Here is a 19,341-nt window from a genome sequence, read left to right as displayed (position 1 = left end):
TGGACCGGGGGCTGCCAAGCAGCCCCAGCATCTCAGGGCTTGCGCCCAGCCATATGCCCCAGATAAGCCAGTAGCGCATCCAGCTCCTGGTCGCTCAGCACATCCTCTGTAAACCCCGGCATCTTCGCCTGTGGCCAGCGCCGCAGGCTCTGTGGGTCACGTATCAGCTGGCGCAGAAACGCCGGTTGGAAGTACTCGGTTGGGTTGTGCGGCAGGTTCAGGTCCGGCCCCAGCTGGGCGTCACCTGCACCATTGAGGCGGTGGCAGGCCAGGCAATTTTGCTGAAACAGCGCAAAGCCCTGGCGCACCGGGTCGTCGGCTGGCAGCTTCGGGTCTGGCAATAGCGCGGGGAAACGCTGTTCGACCGAGGCCAGGCGGCGGATGGTGGCGATCTGAAACGGCCACTGTTCCGGGCGTATGCCACTGGCTTGCGGTGCCGTCCATACCAGGTAGAACGGCCCGGCACTGGGTTTGCCTTTGCCCAGCCCTGGCCACGGTTTGGCGGGGTCTTCGATCGCCAGCCAGGCACGTGCCGGCCCTTCTTGCAGCAGCGGGGCGGCGGGCATTTCGGCAGCAAAACCATCCAGGGCCACGGCTTGCAGGTGGTCGCTGGCAGCTACCCCCTGCATCAGCGCAGCCAAAGGTATGGCCCGATAGTGCATGGGGCGCTTATAGGAAACGTCCTGCTCGATGCGGATGTCCTGGGCCTGCGGGTGGCCAAGCAGTTCAGCGCTGCTCCACTGGCGCGAGTGTGCACCCAGCTCCAGGTGCAGCTGCGCCGCCGACAGTGGCAGGCTGAGTAGCAAGGCGAGTAGGGCAAGGCATTGGCGCATGGTTAATCTCCGACCATCAAGGCCGGCAGGTTACCTGTGCGTTGCCTGTTGGCGCCACATCCGCCGTCAGCCGAACAAACGTGTCAGGTTCGGCAGGATCAGCAGTAAAGTCGTGGCAAAGACAATGAGCCCCGCTTGGCGTATTTTCGATTGTCTGAACATGGCGGACCGCCTTCTTGTTGTTATTCCTGAATACCCGTTGGCTTCCATGTCGCGTCTCGGGTCGATCGCAGTGGCGTAGGTTGACGCCAAGTCTGCTTGCCTCTTGAAAGTGCATATACAACCAACAGTAGGGTGTGCGTCATCCATGTTTGAGAACCCTTTGTTCTAATTGTAAGGTTGTTTAATTTCATTGCGTTATGAGGCCAATTGCCATGCGGCTGGCATGCTCTCACTAGACCGCTGCGTTGACGCCAACGATACGCCGGCAAAATATGACCGTTCGTCAGTGCGGCCTACTTGCTTGTACGTGCCTTTCGCGGCAGTCTCTACAGCAGATTCCCACCCATGTCGTTCAGGACTATCCCTATGTCGTTACGCATCTGCATCCTGGAAACCGATGTCCTGCGACCGGAGTTTACGGCGCAGTACCACGGCTATGGCAGGATGTTCGAGCAGCTGTTCTCGCGTCAGTCGATCGCCGCCGAATTTCGTGTGTACAACGTGATGAACGGCGACTATCCCGCCGACGATGAAGTGTTCGATGCCTATCTGGTAACCGGCAGCAAGGCCGATTCGTTCGGTTCCGATCCGTGGATCCAGCAACTCAAGGCCTACCTGTTGAAGCTTTACGCACGCGGCGAGAAGCTGCTGGGCGTCTGTTTCGGCCATCAACTGCTGGCCCTGACTCTGGGTGGCAAGGCTGAGCGTGCCGAGCAGGGCTGGGGGGTGGGTATCCACCGTTACTCACTGGCGGCACATGCGCCGTGGATGGACCCGAAGGTGTCCGAGCTGACCTTGCTGATCAGCCACCAGGACCAGGTGACCGAGTTGCCGGAAGGCGCTACCGTAATTGCCTCCAGCGACTTCTGCCCGAACGCCGCCTACCACATTGGTGACCAGGTACTGTGCTTCCAGGGGCATCCGGAGTTCGTGCACGATTACTCCAGGGCATTACTGGATGCGCGCCAGGCGTATCTGGGCGATGAGGTTTACCACAAGGCCGTGGCCAGCCTGGCCACCGAGCATCAGGGCGATCTGGTGGGGGAGTGGATGTTGCGGTTTATCGAACAGCCGGTGAACAAGGGTAACCTGGCGTGAGGGTTTGGGGTCGCCAAGCGGCCCCGGCAATCTCACAACCAACCCGATTTCTTGAAGCTGGCATACAACCCCGTGCACCCCAGCCCAATCACCCCCAGCACGCCAAAATACCCGTACTGCCACCCCAGTTCCGGCATGTTCTGAAAGTTCATCCCATAGATCCCGGCAATCGCCGTGGGGAAGGCCAGTATCGCTGCCCAGGCCGCGAATTTGCGCTGCACGATGCTCTGGCGCGACGACTCCAGCAACATGCCGATCTCGATGGTCTGGCTGGCGATATCGCGAATGCCAGCCAGGTCCTCCATCTGCCGCGTAACGTGAATCTGCACGTCGCGAAAGTAAGGGCGCATGTTCTTGTCGATGAACGGGAAGCTCAAACGCTGCAGTTCCTCGCTCACCTCCACCATCGGCGCCACGTAGCGGCGTAAGCGCAAAATATCGCGGCGCAGGCTGTGCAAGCGGCGGATGTCATCCTCCTGCAGCGAGCCACCGAGCACGCTCTGCTCCAGCTCCTCGATCTCGCCATGAATGGCTTCGCTGACCGGTTGGTAGTTCTCGGTCACGAAATCCAATAGCGCGTACAGCACGAAGTCCTCGCCGTGTTCCAGCAGCAAAGGCCGCGCCTCGCAGCGTTGGCGCACCAGGGCATAGGATTTGGAGTGGCCGTTGCGGCAGGTGATGATGTAGCCATTGCCGGCGAAGATGTGGGTTTCGATGAACTCCAGCTTGCCCTCATGACGCACCGGCGAATAGGTGACGATGAACAGCGCGTCGCCGAAGGTTTCAAGCTTGGGCCGGCTGTGTTTTTCCAGGGCATCTTCGATGGCCAGCTCGTGCAGGTTGAACTGGCGCTGCAGGGTGGCCAACTCCTCGGCGTTGGGCTCCTCCAGGCCGATCCAGACGAAGTGGCCAGGCTTGCATGCCCATTCGCTGCCTTCGTCGATGCTGATATTGGTGACTTTTCTGCCGGCGCTGTACACCGCCGATGCCACGACTCGACCCATGGTTGTCCACTTATTCGGTTGAACACGGTTTACAGCTTGGGCTGTAAGGCGCTTGAGGGCAACCTAGTGGCTCGCCAGTTCAGCTTCCATGCGGTCGATGCAGTGCTGCATCTGGCTGCGGCACTGCTCGATCAGTGCGGGGATGTCCCGCTGGCTCATGCCTGCCGTGGCAATCGGTGGCAGCGAGCGCACGATCACCGTTCGCCGCCGCCAGCTGTTCAGGCTCAGGCGCCGGGCATAGCGGCTGACGCACACTGGCACGATCGGCACGCCGGCTTCGATGGCCATGTGGAAGGCGCCTTTCTTGAAGGCCAGCAGGTGCTCGTCCGGGTTGCGGGTGCCCTCCGGGAAGATCCAGATCGAGGTGTCGTTGTGCAGAACGTGGGTGGTCTTTTGCAGTGCCTTGCGCGCCTGGTAGGGGTTCTTGCGGTCGACCAATACGTTGCCGCCCAACCAGAACAGCTGGCCGAACAACGGGATCCAGCCCAGGCTCTTCTTGCCGATGGCCACGGTGCGCTTCGGCACCACCTGGCCGATCACGAACAGGTCGAAATTGGACTGGTGGTTGGCGACGATGACGCACCCGGGAGGGTGATCGAACAGCGGGCCGACTTCGGCCTTTAGCCGGATACGCATCAGCCAGGTGGCCGGCACGCTATAGAGCCGGGCGAAGAGCCGGCTGTTGTCGGGGTTGAAGGGGCGGCACAGGCCGATCACCAGGCCTATGCCGCCCACCAGCAGAAAATGCAGGCCTAACAGGAGCATGCGCAACGAATAAAGCATGACGAGACTCACACCAGACAGTCGAATTCCAGTGTACGACTGTACACTGGAAGAGGCAAATGTCGGCGTGGGTCTTGGGCTTAACCCATCGGGTTCTGGTCCAGCTCGATGGCTTTATCCAGGGCATCGAGCAGCCCCTTGCGCACCTTGAGCTTGGTGTTCTTGTGCGCCAGCATGTTCAGCTTCTTCAATTCACGGGCAGCGGCCAGCGCCGCTTCGTGCAGTTGCTCGGCCGGCACCACTTTGTCGAGGAAGCCGGCGTCCAGCGCCCCTTGCGGGTCGAAGATCTCGGCATTGATCACCGAGCGGTGGAAGGCCGAGCGGCGCAGGCGGTCGCGGGCCAGCTCGATGCCGGCATGGTGCATGGTCATGCCGATCTGCACTTCGTTCAGGCAGACCTTGTACGGCCCTTCGACGCCGATGCGGTAGTCGGCCGACAGCAGCAGGAAGGCACCTTTGGCCACGGCATTGCCGGGGCAGGCGACGATCACCGGGAACGGGTGCGACAACAGGCGGCGGGCGAGGGTGGAGCCGGCGGTCACCAGGCTGATCGCTTCTTTGGGGCCGGCGGTCATGACCTTGAGGTCGTAGCCGCCAGAGAGTATGCCCGGCTGCCCGGTGATGATGACCACTGCACGTTCCTGCTCGGCGCGGTCGAGGGCGGCGTTGAAGGCGATGATGACATCCGGCGAGATGGCGTTGACCTTGCCGTTGTTCAGGGTCAGGGTGGCGATGCCGTCTTCGGCATGGTAGGTAATCAGCTCGCTCATGGCAGAGTCCTTTGGGTGGCGTGCTTGCGACGTTACCCAGCACTGCCTGCCAGGTAAAGCAGCAAGGCTGACTGGCCGGTCAGCGTTTGCCCGGCATGCCTTGGCGCGCCGGGGCAGGGCCTATGCAGGCGGTAAAAGCGCAGGCGAGATTGGCAGCATTGCCCTGGCGGCCTCGGGTTTTCAGTGAATTTGCATAAACGCATGAAATTTCTGAAAAAAATGCTTGCCAAAGAAAAGCTCTTCCACTAAATTAGCGCGCCTCGACAGGCTGAAAGGCTTGAAGAGAAACGGTGAAGTGTCCGAGTGGTCGAAGGAGCACGCCTGGAAAGTGTGTATACGAGAAATCGTATCAAGGGTTCAAATCCCTTCTTCACCGCCACATTCTACAAAAAGCCCCCGCGCTGAAAAGTTCGGGGGCTTTTTGTTTTCACAGCGCTAACGGCGCTGCTCCGTGGCCCCTTGTCACTCTGTGGGGGCGAGTAACCCCGCCCCCACAGACGATTGATCAGAAGCTCACGGATGCCGACAAGCGTGCCGTACGCGGCGCGCCCTGGAACAGGTAGTTGTCCCCCAGGTAATCCCCCACATCGCGCCAGTAGCGTTTGTCGAACACGTTATCCACGGTCAACCGCAGCACCGTGTCATACCCCCCGATGCGCGTGCGGTAACGGCTACCCACATCAAAGACGGTATAACCTCCCACCTCGACATTGCCCGCCTGGCTGGCATATTTGCTGGCGCTGTAGCGCGCACCTCCGAGTAATGCCAGGCCCGGTACCGGCAGGCTGTATTCGGCCTGCAGGGCCGCACGCAGCTTGGGCACGTTGATGGCCTGGTGGCCTTCGTAAGCATCGGTCCCGCTGTTTTTTACCCGCGCGCGGATGGCGGCGGCGCTGGCCTGAACCTGCAGGTTCGAGGTCACCCAGCCGCTGGCACCCAGCTCCAGGCCGGTGTTCTTCTGTTGGCCTTGCTGGACGTAGGTGAAGTTACCCTCGCCATCCGGCCGTGCGTATTGGTACGCCTGGCGGATCTGGAACAGCGCGGCAGTGAAGCTTAAGCCCTGCCAGTCACGCTTGATGCCCAGCTCCAGTTGGCGCGACAAGGTCGGGGCGAGGATCTCGGCAGCGTTGCTGGCGAACCAGGGGGCGGTGCCACCGGCCGACAAGCCTTTTGAGTAGCTTGCGTACAGCGTGGTGTCCGGGCTCGGCTTGTAGATCAGCGCGGCATTGGGCAGCAATTGGTACTGACGGGTATGGCGCCCGGCAACACCGGTTTCGTCCCAGGTTTTTTCGTCCAGGCGCACTTCGCGAGCGCCGATCACGGTCTGCCACTGTTCGTTGAAGCTGATGCGATCATTGACGAACAGGCCGTACTGGCGGCTGTCCAGGCGTCGCTCGCTTGAGCCGATCGGCTTGTCGGAGGGGGCGAGGGCTGGCGCGCCGGTGTAGATGTTGCCGGTGCCCAGCCACTCGTTGTAATAGGGCCGTTGATCCACGGTACGGCGTTGGGCGCTGCTGCCGACTGTCAGGTCGTGCCCCACGCCCAAGGCATCGAAGCGGCCATTGAGCGTGGCTTGTGCCTCATCGGTGCGGCGCGTGTCATCCGGGCTGCGGTAGTCATAGATGTCGTAGTCGCCATTGCTGGCGAAGAACGCGCCCTCGCTCGAGCCCCACGCAAACGCGCTGTAATCGTCGATCACCACCTTGCTGCGCGACGCACTCAACGTCCCGGTCCATGCCTCATTGAAGCGGTATTCGAAGCGCCCGCCCAGGTTCAGCGAATCGTTCTGCACCGGCTTGGCCCACTGTTGGTAGGCCAGGCGATCATCCGGGTCGATACCGTGGGGCACCTGCGTGCCGCCGAGCAACTGGTAACCGGGAACCGAGCGCTGCTCGCGGTGCTGGTACTCGGCGTCCAGCTGCAAGGTAGCATCCGGGCTGATCTGCCAGTCAAAGGCCAGCGAGGCGAAGTCGCGCTTGCCGTCGGCATGGTCGACATAGCTGCGGATGTCCTCATGGGCCAGGTTGGCGCGCAGGCCGAACTGCCGCTCACTGCCGAACCAGCCGCCCAGGTCGGTGGCCAGGTAGCGCTCGCCCTGTTCGTTGGTCGACACCGTCACGCTACGCACGTCTTCGGCGCGCTTGGTCACGTAGTTGATCAGCCCGCCAGGCTCCGAAACGCCACTCTGCAGCCCGGACAAGCCCTTGAGCAGCTCCACTTGCTGTTTGTTTTCCAGGGCCACGTTCTGCTCGCCGGCGAGGGTCTGGCCATTGATCCGGTAGCTGCTGGCGGCATTGAGCGCGAAGCCGCGTACGTTGAAGTTTTCGTAATAGCCGATGGGCGCATAGCTTTCACCCACCGAAGCATCGCTTTGCAGCACTTCGCTGAGCTTGCGCACCTGGCGGTCCTCCAGCAGTTGCTGGCTGAACACGCTGACCGAGGCCGGGGTGTCGAGCAGTGGCGCGGCCTGCAAGCCTGCTACCGACGCCTCGCGTACCTGATAGCCGTCGTCGCCATAGCGGTCGGAAACCTGCAGTGGGTCCAGCACGATGCCGTCTTCGGCAAGACCATGAGGGCAATGCAAGGCCAAGCCCAGGCTGAGCAAGCTCAGGGGCAGGCGAGGGCGAAGCGGGGGCATGCGGGGGCTCCTGGAGGCCGGTACAGGCCGTGAAAAAGGCGGCATCTTAACAGCCGCCTTCACCCTGAAACGATCAGGGCCCCGCGATATTCAGTGGTTGCTGGCCGGGCGCTTGTGCTGACGCCAACTGTCGTCGATCTTCGACCACGTCTTGCCATCGGTGACGGCCAACAGTTTGCGCCCATCCTTGAAGGTGGCAAGGAAGGTGGCTTCTTGCTCCTTGCCGCCCAGCCAGAGCCCGGCCAGCAGCCCCACCGGGCCGGCCACCAGGGCACCCGCTACACCCCAGCCGAGGGCTGTGCCCAGGCTGCGGCTGGACTCCAGGCTGGCCAACCTGAGGTCGCTGATGCGCGTGAGGGAGATCCGCTCGCCTGGCGAAGGGCTGCGCGGGGTCTTGAGTGTGAGCGATCCGTTGCGATACTCGCCTTCACCTTGCAAGAAATCGCCGGATTGCACCGTGAGTCTTGTCATTGGGTCGTCCTGTCAGAAGGGCATTGTCCAGCGCCTACTGAGCGCTGCCCGCCCTGGCAAGTCAACGGCCAAGCGACGGAGGGTAGTGCGTTGCAGTGTCGCGGCTCAAGCGCTTGCGCTCGGCCAGCGCCCAGGCCAGCAGCGCCACTGTACCGATCACCAGCCCGGCAACGACGATGCCGATCCAGCCTTGGCGCTGGAACAGTTGCGTGCCCAGCAGCGACCCCAGCGCACCGCCGATGAAGTAACAGGTGATGTAGCCGGCATTGAGCCGCGTGCGTGCCTCTGGCCGCAGCGCGATCACCGCATTCTGGTTGCTGACGTGCACCAGTTGCACTGCCAGGTCGAGCATCAGCACCCCCAGCAGCAGGGCCGGCAGCGAGTATTCGGCAAAGCCCAGCGGCACCCACGACAGCAGCAGTACCACCAACCCTACCGTGGTGCCCAGCGAGCCCTTGCCGCGGTCAGCGAGGCGCCCGGCCCAGTTGGCCGACAATGCCCCCGCCGCGCCGGCCAGGCCGAACAGGCCGATTACCGCATCCGAGTAAAAGTAAGGCTCTTGTGCCAGCAAAAATGCCAGCGGTGTCCAGAACAGCGCGAACAGGCTGAACGCCAACAGGCCAAGCAGCGCCCGCAGGCGCAGCACCGGTTCTTCAAAGAACAGGCGGAATACCGAACCGATCAGCGCCGGATATTTCAGCCCGGCAGGGTTGTGATGCTGCGGCAAGCTGCGGTAAAGGGCCAGGGCGGTGATGGCCATCAGCACGGCGGCCAGTACGTAGATGCTGCGCCAGCCCCCCAGTTCAGCCATGAAGCCGGCCGCCGTGCGGGCCAACAGGATACCCAGCAACAAGCCGCTCATCAGGGTGCCGATCGCGCGTCCGCGCTGATGCGGCTCACTCAAGGTCGCGGCCATGGGTACCAGGATCTGCGCCACCACCGAGAACAGGCCGGTCAGCGCGGTGCCCAGCAGCAACCACGGCAGGTTCGGCGCGCAGGCGCTGATGACCAGGCCGAGGGTGGCGATGGCGGTCATCACAGTGATCAGGCGGCGCTGTTCGAACAGGTCGCCCAGCGGTGCCAGCAACAGCAGGCCGGCGCCGTAGCTGAGCTGGGCGGCGATGACGATGCTGCCGGCACTGGCGGTACTCAGCCCGAATTGCTGGGCGATGCTGTGCAGCAACGGCTGGGCATAGTAGTTGCTGGCCACGGCCAGGCCGGTGGCGGTGGCCATCAGCAGGATCAGGGCGCGACTGAGGGTTGGGGTGTTCATGGGGGTCTCGAGGGGCAGGGAGCTTTATTCTAGGGCCGGTAGGGGTAGGGCAGTTGATTTTTAGCGCCCTGCACCCCGCCGCCTTCACCACATCAAGCCGCAAAGCCACCATCGGCCGTCAAACTGGCCCCTGTGATATACCCCGCCTCTGGCCCCGCCAGGTAGGCCACAAAACTGGCAATCTCATCCACCTGCCCATAACGCCCGATGGCCATCAGCGGTATCAGGCTTTCGGCAAACTCGCCGCTGGCCGGGTTCATGTCGGTATCCACCGGCCCGGGCTGCACGTTATTGACAGTGATCCCCTGCGGGCCAAGGTCGCGGGCCATGCCCCGGGTCAGCCCCACCAGTGCCGACTTGCTCATGGCATAGGGTGCGCCACCCGCAAACGGCATGCGCTCGGCGTTGGTGCTGCCAATATTGATGATGCGTCCACCCTGGCCCATGTAGCGCACGGCCGCCTGGCTAGCGACGAACACACTGCGCACGTTCACCGCCAGCATGCGGTCGAAATCGGCCAGGTCGAACTCGGCAATCGGCGCCACGGTCAGCACGCCGGCGTTGTTGACCAGGATGTCGAGCCCACCGAAGGCCTTGGCGGTGTCATCCACCGCCAACTGCACGGCTGCCGCGTCTGCGCTGTCGGCCCGCAGGGCCAGGGCCTGGCCGCCGTTGCCGATGATTTCCTGTGCCAGCTGTTCGGCCGGGCCTGCCGAGCTCACGTAGGTGAAGGCAACCCCTGCGCCTTCGCGGGCCAGGCGGCGGACGATGGCCGCGCCAATGCCGCGGGAACCGCCTTGGACCAGGGCTACTTTACCGTCGAGTGGAAGTTGTTTGGACATGCTGATCTCCTGCTGGGAAGCAAGGCCGAATGCCTTGGATGGGCGCAGTATCGGTGGCTAATTACCTGCTGATAAGATGGCAATCACTATCAGCAGAGTAAACCTTTGGTTGTGAATTATGGCCATGGAGTCTTTCAACGCCCTCGAGTGCTTTATCCGCAGCGCCGAGGTTGGCAGTTTTGCCGAGGCTGCCCGCCGTCTGAGCCTCACGCCTGCCGCAGTCGGCAAGCATGTGGCCCAGCTGGAGGCCCGGTTGGGCGTGCGCCTGTTCCAGCGTAGTACCCGCAAGCTGACCCTGACCGAAGCGGGCCAGCGCTTTCTGGGGGAGGTGAGTGACAGCTTTCGCACCATCCAGTATGCCGTGGCCAACCTGGCCAGTGCCGAAGGCCAGCCGGCCGGGTTGCTGCGGGTGAGCATGGGCACGGTGTTTGGGCGGCTCTATGTGTTGCCGCTGCTGGGGGAGTTCTTGCGTCGTTACCCCGCCATTACCCCGGACTGGCATTTCGACAATCGCCAGGTCGATTTGATCGGCCAGGGTTTCGATGCGGCCATTGGCGGTGGTTTCGAGCTGCCACTGGGCGTGGTGGCGCGCAAGTTGACCCCCGCCCATCGGGTGCTGGTGGCGGCGCCTGGCTATCTGGACCAGCGCCCACCCATCGATGGCCCGCAGGCGTTGCAGCGCCATGACGGAATCCTGATTCGCTCACCCCAGACCGGCCGGGTGCGCTCCTGGCCGCTGACCAGCCGCTGGCAGGAGCAGCAGCCGTTGCTGCTGCGTCAGGCCATGACCATGAGTGATTCGGATGCGGCTTGTGCGGTTGCGCAGCAGGGTTTGGGCATCGCATTGGTCAGTTTGCCGTTTGCGGTACCTTACCTGCAGGCAGGGCGACTGCAGCGGGTGTTGCCGGACTGGTATGTGGACGATGGGCATATCAGCTTGTATTACGCCGAGCACAAACTGTTGCCGAGGAAGACGCGGGCGTTCATCGATTTTGTCGTGGAGCAGTTTGCGCAGCAGGGGTTGGCGGGGCAATTCGATGCGTTGCAGCGCCTTTAGATGAATGTCGCCTAGCCCGGCCTTTTCGCGGGGCAAGCTCAGACGACCTCACTGATGAACAGTACCTGTGCCCCCAGGCTCACCTCATCATCGACCCGCTTGCCCATCAGCTGCTGCCCCAGCGGCGAGCGCGGTGTAATCACCGTCACCAGCTCGTCCCCGGCGCCAATCTTCAACCCCGCCGCCTCGGGCCCGAGAAACAGCCGGCGCTGTTGGCCATCCTCATCCTCAAGGGTCACCAGGTTGCTCACCTGTATACCCCGCAGCGGGTCGTAGTCGCGCAGCAGCAGTTGCTGGTAGATCTGCAGCGCCTGGCGAATCTCGGCCGTGCGGCGCGCCTGGCCGGTGGCGAGGTACGAGGCTTCCAGGCCTAGCGTGTCGTACTTGTTCTCGGCGATGTTCTCTTCGGCGGTGGCGGCTTCGTACGCGGTCTGCGCCGCGCGGCTCAGTACGTCCACGTCATGTTCGAGGGTCGCGACGATGCGCGTGAGAAGCAGGGGCTTATCCATCTTCAGTAACAGAACTCCAGCACATTGGCCTGGCTTTTATCGGTAGGTGCGGTGCGGTTCTGCTGCAGCCAGAACTGGCACTTGGGGCTGTTGAGGTTGCGCGGGTTACCCTGGGCGGCCTCGGCGGCCTGTTGCCGTTCCTGTTGTTGCAAGATGCCCTTGTAGCGCTCGAACATCTCACCCTGCGCATCCACCGGGGGCGCGGCGGGTTGGCCGAGGGCAGGGGCCAGGGCCTGAGCAACCGGCTGCACCTGCTCGGGCCACAGTTGCACCGCCAGCCACAGGCTCACGGCGATAGCCACGGCGCCCAGCCACAGGCCAATGGCCACGCACAGGGTCAGTTGCAACGGCTTGAGGGTGATCTTCAGTTCGCGGTGGCGGGGCATGGCGGCCTCCTGGCAGGGTGGGGCGGCGTGCATTGTCGCACGCTGCTGGCGAATTTTACCCGCAGGTGCTTTTGTCGACGACAATTTATCCGCAGAATCCGCGGTTTTCCGCACCATGAGGGGGAGGGCACATGAAGGCCACCTGGGACATCTTTTGCACCGTCGTCGACAATTATGGCGATATCGGCGTGACCTGGCGCCTGGCGCGGCAACTGGTGGACGAGCACGAAATCGCAGTGCGCCTGTGGGTGGACGACCTGAATGCCTTCGTGCCGATGTGCCCCGGGGCCGATGCCGCAGCGTTGCAACAGTGGCAGCAGGGCGTCGATGTGCGCCAGTGGCCGGCCGAATGGGTGCCGATTGAGCCCGCAGAGGTGGTGATCGGCGCCTTCGCCTGCCAGTTGCCGGTGCACTATGTCGAGGCCATGCGCGCCCGGGCGAAGCCGCCGCTGTGGTTGAACCTCGAATACCTCAGCGCCGAGCACTGGGTGGAAGGCTGCCACGGCTTGCCGTCCCCCCAGGCCAACGGCTTGCGCAAGGTGTTCTTTTTCCCCGGCTTTACCGAGAAAACCGGCGGCCTGTTGCGCGAGGGCACGTTGTTGGCGCGGCGCCAGGCCTTCGAACAGTCCGCCGTGGCCCGCCAGGCGTTCTTGCAACGGCTTGGTGTGTACCCCGAAGTGCAGGCGCGGCTGATCTCGCTGTTCGCCTATGAAAACACCCAGCTGGGCAATTGGCTGGATGCGTTGGCGGCAGGTAGCCAGCCGACCCACCTGCTGGTGCCGCAAGGGCGCATTCTGGCCGACGTCGGCACCTGGCTGGGCCATGCCCGGCTGGAGGTGGGCGATGTGCGCGTACGTGGTGCGCTGACTGTGCAGATTTTGCCGTTCGTCAGCCAGGACGATTATGATCGGCTGCTGTGGAGCTGCGATTTCAACGCCGTACGCGGCGAAGACTCGTTCGTGCGTGCGCAATGGGCCGGGCGCCCGATGCTGTGGCACATCTACGTGCAGGACGAGAACGCCCATTGGGAAAAACTCGAAGCGTTCCTTGAGCTTTATCGACACGGCCTGTCAGCCGATGCCTCTGCCGCACTGGTGGCATTGTGGCGTGCCTGGAACATGGACCGTGACGTCGGCCAGGCGTGGCAAGCGGCCCAGCAACACTGGCCAGAACTGCAGCAGCATGCCCGCGATTGGGCGGCCCGTCAGGCCGCTCGGCCAGACCTTGCCATGGCGCTGGTACAGTTTTACCGAAATTGGCTATGATATGCGGCCTCGATTTTTATAAATCCATCCAGATTCGGATACTTCGCAATGAAAACTGGTAAAGAACTGAAACCCGGTACCGTACTGCGGATCGACAACGACCCGTGGCTGGTGCAAAAAGCTGAGTTCACCAAATCGGGCCGTAACAGCGCGATCATGAAGACCAAGCTGAAGAACCTGCTGACCGGCTACAAGACCGAAACCGTATACGGTGCGGACGACAAGCTGGACGACGTGATCCTGGATCGCAAAGAAGCGACCCTGTCGTTCATCAGCGGTGACACGTACACCTTCATGGACACCACCGACTATTCCATGTACGAGCTGAACGCCGAGGATATCGAAGCCGTTCTGCCGTTCATCGAAGAAGGCATGGAAGACATCTGCGAAGCCGTCTTCTTCGAAGGCCGCCTGGTGTCGGTAGAACTGCCGACCACCATCGTGCGTCAGGTTGACTACACCGAAGGTTCCGCGCGCGGCGACACTTCGGGCAAGGTCATGAAACCTGCCAAGCTGAAGAACGGTACTGAGCTGAGCGTTGCTGACTTCATCGAAATCGGCGACCTGATCGAGATCGATACCCGCGAAGGCGGTTCGTACAAAGGCCGCGCCAAGAAGTAAGTGTTCTTGAGAGCAGCAAAAAACCCGGCCTCGGCCGGGTTTTTTTATGCCTGTGTTCAGACCGTCACATGCAGCCTTACATCCACATTGCCGCGGGTGGCATTGGAGTAAGGGCAGACCTTGTGCGCCTTCTCCACCAGCCCTTCGGCATCGGCCTGGGCCAGGCCTGGCAGGTTGATGTGCAGGTCGATGTCCAGGCCGAAACCACCCTCAATCTGGCCAATGCCCACCTTGGCAGTGATCGAGGCATCTGCTGGCAGGGCTTTCTTCTCTTGCCCGGCAACAAACTTCAGGGCACCGATGAAGCAGGCCGAGTAGCCGGCAGCGAACAGCTGCTCTGGGTTGGTGCCTTCACCCCCCGCGCCGCCCAATTCCTTGGGGGTGCTCAGCTTGACCTCCAGCTTGCCGTCGCTGGAGTGGGATTTGCCGTCGCGCCCGCCGGTGGAGGTGGCTTCGGCGATGTACAGCGGAGTGACCTTTTGCATCTTGAGCCTCGCTAATCTGCTGCGCGCGACCTGGGTTGAGGTGGCGCTGGGTGGGTGTGGGATTTAAATTAGCGCGCAATTAGTTTGCGCGCAAGATAAATAATCACCGCTCATCCGAACGGCCATCTCACAGCATAGCGCTCAGAGGTTTTTCTGCAGGTTGTCGCGCAGGTCCAGCAGGTCGGCTTGCAGTTGTTGCAGGCGTTGCAAGCTGCGCCCGCTGGCCTTGAGGATGCACGGTGGCACCTGTTTGGCCTGTTGCTGCAGGTCGCGGCCCTTGTCGGTCAACTGCACCAATACCACCCGTTCGTCCTCGCGGCTGCGGGTGCGCTTGAGCAGGCCTTCGCTTTCCAGGCGCTTGAGCAGCGGGGTCAGCGAGCCAGGGTCGGTGAGCAGGTGCTGGCTGATCTCGCCCACGGTCAGGCCGTCCCGCTCCCATAGCACCAGCATCGCCAAGTATTGCGGGTAGGTCAGGCCCAGCGCCTGCAGCAGCGGTTTGTAGACCTTGGTCATCAGCAACGAGGTCGAATGCAGGGCGAAGCAGACCTGGTTGTCCAGCAGCAGCTCGTCACAGGAGGCTTGGGTGTCGGCGTTCATGCAGGTCCTTGGAGTCATCAATGGGAAAATCTAGCACGCTGATCATCAGTGCGTTCACTGCCAGCGCAGTTCACTGCGCAGCGCCAGGTCCCAGGGTGGAATGGGGCTGAAACGGCTCTTGAGAAATTCGAGCAGCAAACGGCTGCGAGAGTTCGTTTCATGTGCAAGGCGTAGCGCATAAATACCGCTGCTCTCGGCTGCCGGCAGGCCGCCGTCGCAGAACAGCGCAATCAGTTCGCCGCGCAGCAGGTATTCGCTGATCAGCCAGGTGGGCAGGTGGGCGACGCCTAAACCGGCCAGGGCGCCAAACAGCAGGGTTTCGGCGTTGTTGGCGGCCATGCGCATGCGTGTTGGCCGATACAGTCGGGCCTGGCCCGCCACGTTGAAGCGCCAGGCGAAAGGCGGTGCCAGGCCGTCCCAGTCGAGGCCGTCGTGCTCAGGCAGTTCGCTGGGGCACGCCGGTACGCCACGGCTGGCCAAGTAGGCTGGGCTGGCGCAGGCGATGCGCACCATGTACGCCAGCGGCGTGGCCACCAGGCGAGTGTCGGCCAGGGGGCCAGCGCGCAACACCAGGTCGACCTCGCCCAGATGGCTGCCGTGCAGGTCGACGAAGCTGTCGATCAGGCGCAGTTGCACGTCCAGCCCGGGGTACGCCACCAGAAAATCGGCGATGGCCGGGGCCAGGTGGCGGCGGCCGAACGCGGCGGGGGCGTCGATGCGGATCAAACCTTCCGGGGCGCTGCTCAGTGACACGGCTTCGGCGCGGGCCAGGCGCAGCTCCTCGATGATGCGTCGTGCGCGCTCGGCAAAGGCATTGCCGGCCGGTGTGGCACGCACCGCGTGAGTACTGCGGGTGAACAGGCGGCTGCCCACCGCGTTTTCCAGGTTGTCGATGCGCCGGGCCACGGCCGAGGGCGTCAGCGGGTGGCGCCGTGCGGCGGCGGAAAAACTGCCGGTTTCCAGCACATCGAGGAACAGGCTGAGTTGGTCAGTGAGGACGTCAGGGCTCATGGCGGCTCGGCTTTGCAAAAAACGCACAGCCATTGTGCGCTGCTGTGCGTTTCCCCACCAGCCCCGACTCGGTAGCATGCGGCCATTGCTAAAGAACGGCAGAAGAGGCCCTGATGATCGAGTGGTTGTTGTATATCGTGCTGGGCGCAGCCCTGGGCACCATGGGCGGTTTGTTCGGCATCGGCGGTGGGCTGATTGCCATCCCGGCTCTGGGCGTGTTGTTCGGGCTGGACCAACAGCTGGCGCAGGGCACTGCGTTGGTCATGGTGGTACCGAATGTGTTGCTGGCGCTGTGGCGCTACCACCAGCGCAATCGCATCGAACTGCGCCATGCGCTGCCGTTGGCGTTGTGCAGTTTGCTGTTCGCCTGGCTGGGTTCGATCTGGGCGGTGGGCATCGATGCCCAGGCCATGCGCCTGGGGTTTGTCGGCTTTCTGGTGGCGCTGGCCATCTGGAACGTGGCGCGGATGTTCTTGAGGGTTGCGCCGCCAAGCCCTGAAATGCGCTATGCCTGGCCATGGCTCGGGGTGCTGGGCAGCTTTGCCGGGACCATGGGCGGGCTGTTCGGGGTGGGGGGCGCGGTGGTTGCGACGCCGATACTGACCAGTGTGTTCGGCACTACGCAGGTGGTGGCGCAAGGGCTCTCGCTGGCATTGGCGGCGCCCAGTACGGCGGTGACTCTGCTGACATATGGCGTGCACCAGAGTGTCGATTGGGCAGTGGGGATACCCTTGGCGGTGGGAGGGTTGCTCAGCATCAGCTGGGGGGTGAGGCTGGCGCATGCCTTGCCAGAGAAAGTGCTGCGGGCGATGTTTTGTGTGTTTCTGGTGGTGTGCGCGGTGATGCTGGGGTTTGAGCTTTGAGCTTTGGGCTTTGGGGGCCGCTTTGCGGCCCTTTCGCGACGCAAGGCCGCTCCTACAGGGTTGCGCGATACCTTGGAGCAGCCTGGGCTTACTTGAAACCTTCGACGATGTAATCGGCCATGCAATCGGTGATCGGCGAAGGGTTCTGCGTACTGCGCACCAGCATCACATTGGCCACCGGTAACTGCGGCAACCCATCGTTTTTGCCAAGAATCCGGATATTGCCGCCCACCAGGCTCTGCAACTGCGCCGTTACCGCCAACCCCGCCGTGACGATGGCAAAGATCGCCGCCAGGCTGGGGCTGGTATAGGCAATGCGGTAGTCGATGCCCTGTGCCTCCAGCGCATTGCAGGTCCAGGCGCGGCAGAAGCAGTCGGTATTGAACAGCGCCACCGGCATGGGCCGTTGCTCCTGTGGGCAAAACCCTTCGGCCGCGGCCCACACCAGGCGCTCCTGGCGCAGCAACTGGCCGACTTCGTTGCCCGGCTCGCGGGTGACGATGGTCAGGTCCAGGTCCTGGCGCAGCATCAACTGCTTCGACGAGTCGCAATGCACCTCCACCTGCACCAGCGGGTAGGCCTGGGCAAAACTCGACAGGATGGTCGGCAGGAAGCGCATGGCGTAGTCGTCCGGCGTGCCGATGCGCACTACCCCGACCATGTGCGGCATACGCAAGGTGTTGAACACCTCCCCGTGCAGCTTGAGGATGCGCCTGGCGTAGCCGAGCAGTACCTGCCCCTCGGCGGTAAGGCGTACCTGGCGGCCATCGCGCTCGAACAGCTGGCGCTGCAGGATATCTTCCTCCAGGCGTTTCATCTGCATGCTCACCGCCGACTGGGTGCGGTTGACCACTTCTCCGGCGCGGGTGAAGCCGCCTTGTTCGGCAATGGCGACGAAAGTGCGCAATACGTCGGCATCGAGGCTTTGATACTGTGACATAGCATCAATCTCCGAGATGCATGGCATCAGAAACATTCGTTGGATTGATCTTAAGCCCGGCGTGAGACTGGAGCCATCAACACGGAGGGCTTCACGATGAAAGGTCATATCAGCAGCATTCAGCAACCGGTCGTCTCACTGAACCACCTGTGGCATGCAGCGCTGCAGCGCCCGGCGCGCTGGCTCGAGCTGTACCGTCAGCGTCGGGAACTGGCCCGGCTCAGCGATGCGACATTGCACGATCTGGGGTTGAGCCGGGCGGATATCCAGCAAGAGGCCGAACGGCATTTCTGGGATGATCCGCTGCGTAAATGACGGCGCCCGAACCTCAGCGCCGAACCTGCTTGAGGGTTTCGGCAATCAGAAACGCCAATTCCAACGACTGGTCGGCGTTCATCCGCGGGTCGCAATGGGTATGGTAGCGGTCCGACAAGCCATCCTCGGTAATCGGCCGGGCACCACCGATGCACTCGGTGACGTTCTGCCCGGTCATTTCGATATGGATACCACCGGCATGGCTGCCTTCAGCCTGGTGCACCTGGAAGAACTGCTTCACCTCATCGAGAATCTGCGCGAAGTCGCGGGTCTTGTAGCCGCTGCTGGCCTTGATGGTGTTGCCGTGCATCGGGTCGGAGCTCCACAGCACCTTGCGGCCTTCGCGCTCGACGGTGCGGATCAACCCCGGCAGATGGTCGCCAACCTTGTTGGCCCCCATGCGCACGATCAGGTTCAGGCGGCCAGGGTCGTTGCTCGGGTTCAGGGTATCGATCAGGCGGATCAACTCCTCGGGGTTCATGCTTGGGCCAACCTTGACCCCGATCGGGTTATGCACGCCACGCAGGAACTCCACATGGGCGCCATCGAGCTGGCGCGTGCGGTCGCCGATCCACAGCATGTGCGCCGAGCAGTCGTAGTAGTCGCCGGTCAGGCTGTCCTGGCGCACGAACGCTTCCTCATAATTGAGCAGCAACGCTTCGTGGGCGGTGAAGAAGCTGGTCTCGCGCAGTTGCGGCGCGCTGTCCAGCCCGCAGGCCCGCATGAAGGCCAGGGTCTCGTCGATGCGGTTGGCCAACTGATGGTACTTGTCGGCCAGCGCCGAGTTGGCGATGAAGTCCAGGTTCCATTTGTGCACCTGGTGCAGGTCGGCAAAGCCGCCCTGGGCAAAGGCGCGTAACAGGTTGAGGCTGGCGGTGGCCTGGTGGTAGGCCTGCAGCAGGCGGTCCGGGTCGGGGATGCGGCTTTTATCGTCGAAACCGATGCCGTTGACGATGTCGCCACGGTAGGCGGGCAGGGTGACGTTGCCAATGGTCTCGTCGCCCGAGGAGCGTGGCTTGGCAAATTGCCCCGCCATGCGCCCGACCTTGACCACCGGGCAGCCGGCAGCAAAGGTCATGACAATGGCCATCTGCAGCAGCACCTTGAAGGTGTCGCGGATCTTCGCCGCCGAAAACTCGGCAAAGCTCTCGGCGCAGTCGCCGCCCTGCAGCAGGAAGGCGCGGCCTTCGGTCACCTCGGCAAACTGCCGGCGCAGCTCGCGCGCCTCGCCTGCGAACACCAGTGGCGGGTAGCTGGCCAGGGTCTGCTCGACCTTGAGCAAGTGCGCGGCGTCGGGGTAGGTCGGTTGCTGCTGGATCGGCAGGGCACGCCAGCTGTCAGGGCTCCACGGTGCGTTCATCTCGGGCTCGATGTTGTCGGTTATAGGCTTTTGGCCATGGTAACAGTTGCCGTCGTGC

General features: G+C 62.9%; 21 protein-coding genes and 1 tRNA gene. 7 read left to right on the top strand and 15 right to left on the bottom strand.

Going from position 1 to position 19,341, the window contains the following annotated elements:
* Positions 1–32 precede the first annotated feature (32 nt).
* Positions 33–833 (bottom strand): c-type cytochrome, encoded by an 801-nt coding sequence (locus DJ563_RS14155; RefSeq protein WP_434517909.1) that lies wholly within the window; start codon positions 831–833, stop codon positions 33–35.
* Positions 834–1,361: 528 nt separating this feature from the next.
* On the opposite strand from DJ563_RS14155, the gene DJ563_RS14150 reads away from it, so the two are divergent.
* Positions 1,362–2,093: an amidotransferase gene (locus tag DJ563_RS14150; protein WP_274098627.1), complete on the top strand. Its 732-nt coding sequence runs from the start codon at positions 1,362–1,364 to the stop codon at positions 2,091–2,093.
* Positions 2,094–2,125: 32 nt separating this feature from the next.
* On the opposite strand, the gene DJ563_RS14145 is transcribed toward DJ563_RS14150, so the two are convergent.
* From DJ563_RS14145 to DJ563_RS14135, 3 genes are all read right to left on the bottom strand, one after another.
* Positions 2,126–3,097, bottom strand: coding sequence for a magnesium and cobalt transport protein CorA (locus tag DJ563_RS14145; RefSeq protein ID WP_033700634.1), 972 nt, complete (start codon positions 3,095–3,097; stop codon positions 2,126–2,128).
* Between the two features lie 63 nt (positions 3,098–3,160).
* The gene (locus DJ563_RS14140) at positions 3,161–3,880 is read right to left on the bottom strand and encodes a lysophospholipid acyltransferase family protein (protein ID WP_274098628.1); all 720 of its coding nucleotides are present in this window, start codon (positions 3,878–3,880) and stop codon (positions 3,161–3,163) included.
* Between the two features lie 80 nt (positions 3,881–3,960).
* Positions 3,961–4,650, bottom strand: coding sequence for a crotonase/enoyl-CoA hydratase family protein (locus DJ563_RS14135; protein ID WP_047583832.1), 690 nt, complete (start codon positions 4,648–4,650; stop codon positions 3,961–3,963).
* Positions 4,651–4,939: 289 nt separating this feature from the next.
* Here DJ563_RS14135 and DJ563_RS14130 point away from each other — a divergent pair.
* Positions 4,940–5,029 (top strand) — tRNA-Ser (locus DJ563_RS14130).
* A 126-nt stretch (positions 5,030–5,155) separates the two neighbouring features.
* On the opposite strand, the gene DJ563_RS14125 is transcribed toward DJ563_RS14130, so the two are convergent.
* The 4 genes from DJ563_RS14125 to DJ563_RS14110 form a co-directional block, all read right to left on the bottom strand.
* A complete protein-coding gene (locus tag DJ563_RS14125; protein WP_274098629.1) occupies positions 5,156–7,288 on the bottom strand; it encodes a TonB-dependent siderophore receptor in 2,133 nt (710 codons plus the stop codon).
* Positions 7,289–7,378: 90 nt separating this feature from the next.
* Positions 7,379–7,759: a hypothetical protein gene (locus tag DJ563_RS14120; protein WP_033700629.1), complete on the bottom strand. Its 381-nt coding sequence runs from the start codon at positions 7,757–7,759 to the stop codon at positions 7,379–7,381.
* Positions 7,760–7,820: 61 nt separating this feature from the next.
* Entirely contained in the window at positions 7,821–9,032 is a 1,212-nt protein-coding gene (locus DJ563_RS14115; protein WP_274098630.1) for an MFS transporter, read from the bottom strand.
* Positions 9,033–9,124: 92 nt separating this feature from the next.
* Entirely contained in the window at positions 9,125–9,874 is a 750-nt protein-coding gene (locus tag DJ563_RS14110; RefSeq protein ID WP_434517908.1) for a 3-oxoacyl-ACP reductase family protein, read from the bottom strand.
* 118 nt (positions 9,875–9,992) lie between these two features.
* On the opposite strand from DJ563_RS14110, the gene DJ563_RS14105 reads away from it, so the two are divergent.
* The gene (locus DJ563_RS14105; RefSeq protein ID WP_047583830.1) at positions 9,993–10,931 is read left to right on the top strand and encodes a LysR family transcriptional regulator; all 939 of its coding nucleotides are present in this window, start codon (positions 9,993–9,995) and stop codon (positions 10,929–10,931) included.
* A 38-nt stretch (positions 10,932–10,969) separates the two neighbouring features.
* Here DJ563_RS14105 and DJ563_RS14100 read toward each other — a convergent pair whose 3' ends face one another.
* Positions 10,970–11,440: a GreA/GreB family elongation factor gene (locus tag DJ563_RS14100; RefSeq protein ID WP_434517907.1), complete on the bottom strand. Its 471-nt coding sequence runs from the start codon at positions 11,438–11,440 to the stop codon at positions 10,970–10,972.
* A 2-nt stretch (positions 11,441–11,442) separates the two neighbouring features.
* Positions 11,443–11,826, bottom strand: a complete 384-nt coding sequence (locus tag DJ563_RS14095) for a hypothetical protein (RefSeq protein ID WP_033700624.1) — start codon at positions 11,824–11,826, stop codon at positions 11,443–11,445.
* 131 nt (positions 11,827–11,957) lie between these two features.
* On the opposite strand from DJ563_RS14095, the gene earP reads away from it, so the two are divergent.
* Positions 11,958–13,091 (top strand): elongation factor P maturation arginine rhamnosyltransferase EarP, encoded by a 1,134-nt coding sequence (earP, locus tag DJ563_RS14090; protein WP_434517906.1) that lies wholly within the window; start codon positions 11,958–11,960, stop codon positions 13,089–13,091.
* 48 nt (positions 13,092–13,139) lie between these two features.
* Positions 13,140–13,712, top strand: a complete 573-nt coding sequence (locus DJ563_RS14085) for an elongation factor P (RefSeq protein WP_033700622.1) — start codon at positions 13,140–13,142, stop codon at positions 13,710–13,712.
* Positions 13,713–13,768: 56 nt separating this feature from the next.
* Here the strand turns inward: DJ563_RS14085 and DJ563_RS14080 are convergent, their stop codons facing one another.
* The 3 genes from DJ563_RS14080 to DJ563_RS14070 form a co-directional block, all read right to left on the bottom strand.
* The gene (locus DJ563_RS14080) at positions 13,769–14,197 is read right to left on the bottom strand and encodes an organic hydroperoxide resistance protein (RefSeq protein ID WP_274098634.1); all 429 of its coding nucleotides are present in this window, start codon (positions 14,195–14,197) and stop codon (positions 13,769–13,771) included.
* A 141-nt stretch (positions 14,198–14,338) separates the two neighbouring features.
* On the bottom strand, positions 14,339–14,794 hold the full coding sequence (locus tag DJ563_RS14075) for a MarR family winged helix-turn-helix transcriptional regulator (protein WP_274098635.1): 456 nt from the start codon (positions 14,792–14,794) through the stop codon (positions 14,339–14,341).
* Between the two features lie 54 nt (positions 14,795–14,848).
* Positions 14,849–15,805, bottom strand: coding sequence for a LysR family transcriptional regulator (locus DJ563_RS14070; RefSeq protein WP_274098636.1), 957 nt, complete (start codon positions 15,803–15,805; stop codon positions 14,849–14,851).
* Positions 15,806–15,918: 113 nt separating this feature from the next.
* On the opposite strand from DJ563_RS14070, the gene DJ563_RS14065 reads away from it, so the two are divergent.
* Complete coding sequence (locus tag DJ563_RS14065) at positions 15,919–16,668, top strand: sulfite exporter TauE/SafE family protein (RefSeq protein WP_274098637.1); 750 nt, start codon at positions 15,919–15,921, stop codon at positions 16,666–16,668.
* Between the two features lie 88 nt (positions 16,669–16,756).
* Here the strand turns inward: DJ563_RS14065 and DJ563_RS14060 are convergent, their stop codons facing one another.
* Entirely contained in the window at positions 16,757–17,608 is an 852-nt protein-coding gene (locus DJ563_RS14060) for a LysR substrate-binding domain-containing protein (RefSeq protein ID WP_434517905.1), read from the bottom strand.
* A gap of 96 nt (positions 17,609–17,704) precedes the next feature.
* Here DJ563_RS14060 and DJ563_RS14055 point away from each other — a divergent pair, with 96 nt between their 5' ends.
* Positions 17,705–17,923, top strand: a complete 219-nt coding sequence (locus tag DJ563_RS14055) for a DUF1127 domain-containing protein (RefSeq protein ID WP_274098638.1) — start codon at positions 17,705–17,707, stop codon at positions 17,921–17,923.
* A 13-nt stretch (positions 17,924–17,936) separates the two neighbouring features.
* On the opposite strand, the gene DJ563_RS14050 is transcribed toward DJ563_RS14055, so the two are convergent.
* On the bottom strand, positions 17,937–19,283 hold the full coding sequence (locus DJ563_RS14050; RefSeq protein WP_274098639.1) for a class II 3-deoxy-7-phosphoheptulonate synthase: 1,347 nt from the start codon (positions 19,281–19,283) through the stop codon (positions 17,937–17,939).
* Between the last annotated feature and the right edge of the window lie 58 nt (positions 19,284–19,341).

The sequence above is a fragment of the Pseudomonas sp. NFX1 genome, assembly GCF_051123555.1.
Lineage (GTDB): Bacteria > Pseudomonadota > Gammaproteobacteria > Pseudomonadales > Pseudomonadaceae > Aquipseudomonas > Aquipseudomonas capeferrum.
Note: the sequence above shows the minus strand (reverse complement) of the source record. Positions and strands in the feature narration are given on the sequence as shown.